This is a genomic window from Nakamurella sp., assembly GCF_048594475.1.
In the GTDB taxonomy this organism is placed as follows: Bacteria; Actinomycetota; Actinomycetes; order Mycobacteriales; family Nakamurellaceae; genus Nakamurella.
This window is the reverse complement of record NZ_JBMDXT010000436.1, coordinates 1-4,275: the sequence shown is the minus strand read 5'-3', so window position 1 is coordinate 4,275 and position 4,275 is coordinate 1. Positions and strand designations below refer to the sequence as shown.

4 protein-coding genes are annotated in these 4,275 nt (G+C 76.3%); all 4 read left to right on the top strand.

Annotation, left to right across the window (positions count from 1 at the left end; translation table 11 throughout):
* The first annotated feature begins 174 nt into the window (after window positions 1-174).
* The 4 genes from ACOJUF_RS19790 (at window position 175) to ACOJUF_RS19775 (ending at window position 4,039) form a co-directional block, all read left to right on the top strand.
* Entirely contained in the window at window positions 175-1,350 is a 1,176-nt protein-coding gene (locus ACOJUF_RS19790) for a thiolase family protein (protein ID WP_420123535.1), read from the top strand.
* A 4-nt stretch (window positions 1,351-1,354) separates the two neighbouring features.
* On the top strand, window positions 1,355-2,035 hold the full coding sequence (locus tag ACOJUF_RS19785) for an energy-coupling factor ABC transporter ATP-binding protein (protein WP_420123534.1): 681 nt from the start codon (window positions 1,355-1,357) through the stop codon (window positions 2,033-2,035).
* A gap of 91 nt (window positions 2,036-2,126) precedes the next feature.
* Window positions 2,127-2,723 carry an energy-coupling factor transporter transmembrane component T family protein gene (locus ACOJUF_RS19780; RefSeq protein WP_420123533.1) on the top strand — a complete coding sequence of 199 codons (597 nt, stop codon included), beginning with the start codon at window positions 2,127-2,129 and terminating at the stop codon, window positions 2,721-2,723.
* A gap of 542 nt (window positions 2,724-3,265) precedes the next feature.
* A complete protein-coding gene (locus ACOJUF_RS19775; RefSeq protein WP_420123532.1) occupies window positions 3,266-4,039 on the top strand; it encodes a DUF4397 domain-containing protein in 774 nt (257 codons plus the stop codon).
* The last annotated feature ends 236 nt before the right edge of the window (window positions 4,040-4,275 follow it).

The window sequence follows — 4,275 nt, the reverse complement described above, 5'->3', positions numbered from 1 at the left end:
GCTGGTGGCCGACGCCCTGCCGCGCACGCCCGGCGGCAAGGTGGCCCGGCACCGGGTGGCCGCCGCCGTGGCCGCCCTGGACGCGGGCGGCCCCGCCCCGCACGACCGGGATCCGCAACGGCCGGCGGCCCCGCCGGCCGGACCGCTCGCCCTGCGCCCACTACCGTCGACGCCGTGACCCGCTTCGACCCGGCCGCGCCGGTGCTGTGCGCCGGCCGCCGCACCGCGATCGGCACCAGCGGACTCGCCTTCGCCGGCGTCGACGTCGTCGGGCTGGCCGCGCCGGTGCTGGCCGCGGTCGCCGACGCGGCGGCCGCCCTGGACCGGCCGATCGACGACGTGGTGCTGGGCAACTGCCTGGGCCCCGGCGGTGACATCGCCCGGGTCGCCGCGCTGGCCGCCGGCCTCGGCGACGACGTGCCCGGGGTGACCGTCGACCGCCAGTGCGGCTCCGGCCTGGACGCCGTGCTGCAGGCCGCCGCCCGGGTCCGGGCCGGCGACGCGGAGCTGGTGCTCGCCGGGGGCGCCGAATCGGCCAGCACGGCGCCGTGGCGGTTCTGGCCGCCCGCCGCCGGCGGCGCGGAACCGGTGCGGTACACCCGCGCGCCCTTCGCGCCGGCCGGCGACCCCGACCCGGACATGGGCGAGGCCGCCGATCTGCTGGCCGGCAAGCTGGGCATCTCCCGGGCCGAGCAGGACCGCTACGCGGCGCGCTCGCACCGGTTGACCCACGCCGCCGCGACGGCCGGGCGGTACGCCGCGGAGATCGTCGCCCGGCCCGAACTGACCGCCGACCAGCGACCCCGGCCGGGCCTGGACGAGCGCCGGTTGGCCCGGCTGCGGCCGGCCTTCGGGACCGGGGGCACGGTCACCGCCGGGAACTCGTGCGGGGTGTCCGACGGCGCCGCGGCCCTGGCCGTCACGACGGCGGGCGCCGCGCGCGCGGCCGGCCTGCCGTACCTGCGCGTCCTCGGATCGGCGGTCGCCGCCGGCCGGCCCGACCTGCCGGGCCTGGCCCCCGCACCGGCGGTGCGCCGGGTCCTCGACCGCACCGGGGTGGCGATCGCCGACGTCGGCGCGGTGGAGATCACCGAGGCGTTCGCCTCGGTCGTCCTGGCGGTCGTCGACGACCTGGGCCTGGACGAGGACCGGGTGTGCACCGAGGGTGGCGCGATCGGCCTGGGCCACCCGTGGGGGGCGTCCGGCACGATCCTGCTGCTGCGGCTGCTCTCCCGGCTGCTCACCCCGGGCGACCCGGCCGCCGGGGCCGGGTCGGGTCTGGGCCTGGCGGCCTGCGCGATCGGCGGCGGCCAGGGCCTGGCCATGCTGCTGGCCCACCCGGAGGCCTGACCGCATGGCCGAGATCCGCTTCGACGACGTCCGACACCGGTACGGCGAGCGCACCGTGCTGGCCGGCATCGACCTGACCCTGCGGGAGCACCGGATCGGCATCGTCGGCGCCAACGGGTCGGGCAAGTCGACGATGGCGCGGATGATCAACGGCCTGGTCGCGCCGACGAGCGGGTCGGTGACCGTCGACGGGCTGGACAGCTCGAGCAAGGGTCGTGAGGTGCGCCGCCGGGTCGGCTTCGTGTTCACCGACCCGGACAACCAGATCGTGATGCCGACCGTCGCCGAGGACGTCGCGTTCTCCCTGCGCCGGTCCGGGCTGGACAAGGCCGAGGCGGCCGAGCGGGTGGACCGGACGCTGGCCCGGTTCGGGCTGTCCGGGCACGCCGACCACCCCACGCACCTGCTCTCCGGCGGGCAGAAGCAACTGCTGGCCCTGGCCGCCGTCCTGGTCACCGAGCCGAGGGTGATCGTCGCCGACGAGCCCACCACGTTGCTGGACCTGCGCAACGCCCGCATGGTCAGCGACCTGCTCTACGGGCTCCCGGAGCAGCTGATCCTGGTCACCCACCACCTGCACCTGCTCGACGGCTTCGACCGGATCGTGGTGATCGACGCCGGCCGGGTCGTCGCCGACGGTCCACCGGCGCAGGCGCTGCCGACCTACACCGGGCTGCTCGCATGACGCGCCGTCCGCCGTCTCCGGCCGGCCGGGCGCCGGCCGGCGTCCCACGGCCGTCCGGGCCGGGGCCGCGACGCGGTCCGGGTGGCCCCCGGTGATCGGCCTCTACCAGCCGGGCGACTCGCTGCTGCACCGGCTGCCGGCCGGCTGGAAGCTGCTGGTGATGCTGCTGGCCATCGTCGGGATCGTCCTGCTCGGCGCCCCCTGGCAGCTCGGGGTGGCGGCCGTGGTGGTCGCCGGCGGCTTCGTGCTGGCCCGGATCCCGCTCCGGGTGGCCTGGTCGCAGCTCTGGCCGATGCGGTGGTTCCTGCTGTTCATCGCGATCTTCCAGGTGATCTTCACCGGCTGGGAACGCGCCCTGATGACGTGCGGCACGTTGCTGTTGACGGTGGCGATCGCCGCCCTGATCACGCTCACGACCAGGGTCACCGAGATGCTGGACGTCTGCCAGCGGCTGCTCGGACCGTGGCGCCGGTTCGGCGTCGACCCGGACCGCGCCGGCCTGGTCCTCGCCCTGACCATCCGGTGCATCCCCTTGATGGTGGAGATCGTCGGCGCCGTCTCGCAGGCCCGCAAGGCCCGGGGCGCGAGTTTCTCGTTGCGGGCCCTGGTCGTCCCGTCGGTGGTCCGGGCCCTGCGCCGGGCCGACGCGATCGGCGACGCGCTGACCGCGCGCGGCGTCGACGACTGACGTCGTCCCCGGCGGTCCGGGCGCGGCGCGTCGGTCGAGTGAGGGGCCGCGCTCGCGCAGCGGGCTCGGGTCTTCGTTCGGCGGCGGGCGGCGCGGGATCGGGCGGGATCGGGCGGGATCGGCGGGATCGGGTGGGATCGGGCGGGATCGGGCGGGATCGGGTGGTCCAGGCGCCACCGGCCCCGGGCGGGTCGGGGTCCGGGTGCCGCGCTGGGGGCCGACCGGAGCCCGGTGCCACGGGGCAGGCCGCAGCGAACGCTCATCCCGTGGGGTGTGACATCGCCTGCGCCGGGCCGGTTTCGGGCTCGGGTTCGGCGCGGCCGGCGGCCACCTTCTCTCGCGACCGGCCCGACGGTCACGCGGTGCCGGGGCGGGCGGCAGGGACAGGAGGTTCCGCCGTTCTTTTTCCGTCGATGCATCCGATCGCCGGTGGGCCGCGGTAACCCCCACGTCAGCCGCCCCACCGGATCGAGGAGGATCTCATGACGAGGACTCGCACCACGAGTCTGCGCCGCACTCTCGCCGCTGCCACAGTAGGGACGATGGCCGCAGCCGTTGCCCTGCTGGGCGCTTCACCGGCCTCCGCCGCGGACACGGCGGAAGTGTATGTGGTGCACGGTATTCCGGGTTTGACCGTGGACGTCTACGTCGACGGTCAGCGCGCCCTGGACGACTTCAAGCCCGAAACCGTGGCCGGCCCGCTGGATCTCCCGGCCGGCAGCCACGACGTCGCGATCACCGCGGCCGACGCCACGGACGCGTCGAACCCGGTGCTCACCGCCACCGCGGATCTCGCTGCGGGCAACAGCTATTCGCTGGTCGCGCACCTGAAGGCGGACGGAACCCCCACCATCACACCGTATTCCAACGACATCTCGACCGTGCCGGCCGGCCAGGCCCGGCTGGTCGTCCGGCACGACGCCGCCGCTCCCGCGGTGGACGTGCGGGCCGGCGGCACCGTCGTGCTGGCCGGGGTGACCAACCCGCAGGAGGGCAGCCTGACCGTGCCCGCGGGGACCGTCAGCGCGGATGTGGTGCTCGCCGGCACGTCGACCGTCGCCATCGGCCCGGCCGACGTGACGCTGGAGGAAGGGACCGCGACGTTCGTGCACGCGGTCGGCAGCGCGGACGAGGGCACCCTGACCCTGGTCTCGTTCGTCATCCCGGGCCTGCATTCGGCCCCCGGCGGGGTTCCGGCGGGCACCGGCCCGGCCGATGACCCGGCCCTGGCCGTGGTCATCACCGTGCTCGCGGTGGCGGGTCTGGGTCTGGTCGCGTTCGGCGGACGCCGGCTCCTGGCCGGCCGGGCCGGCTGAAAGAGCCGACCATGACCGGCGGCCGGGTCGACCGGCGGGACGCGATCGACGGGGGCGTCCCGCGCAGCCCCCGTCGGTCGCCGACGGCAGGTTCCCGCCGCCAGGCCGCCACGATCCTGGCGGTGGGGACACTGCTGATCGTGGCGGCCGCCGTGGTCTGGGTGGTCGCCCGGCCGGAACCGGCCGGGCAGACCGTGAGTGCGGTCGGGTCGGCGGGGGCGCTCGCGCTCACCGCC

Coding starts and splice junctions, on each gene's coding strand:
- ACOJUF_RS19785 (WP_420123534.1), top strand. CDS start 1,355: ATGGCCGAGATCCGCTTCGACGACGTCCGACACCGGTACGGCGAGCGC.
- ACOJUF_RS19775 (WP_420123532.1), top strand. CDS start 3,266: ATGGCCGCAGCCGTTGCCCTGCTGGGCGCTTCACCGGCCTCCGCCGCG.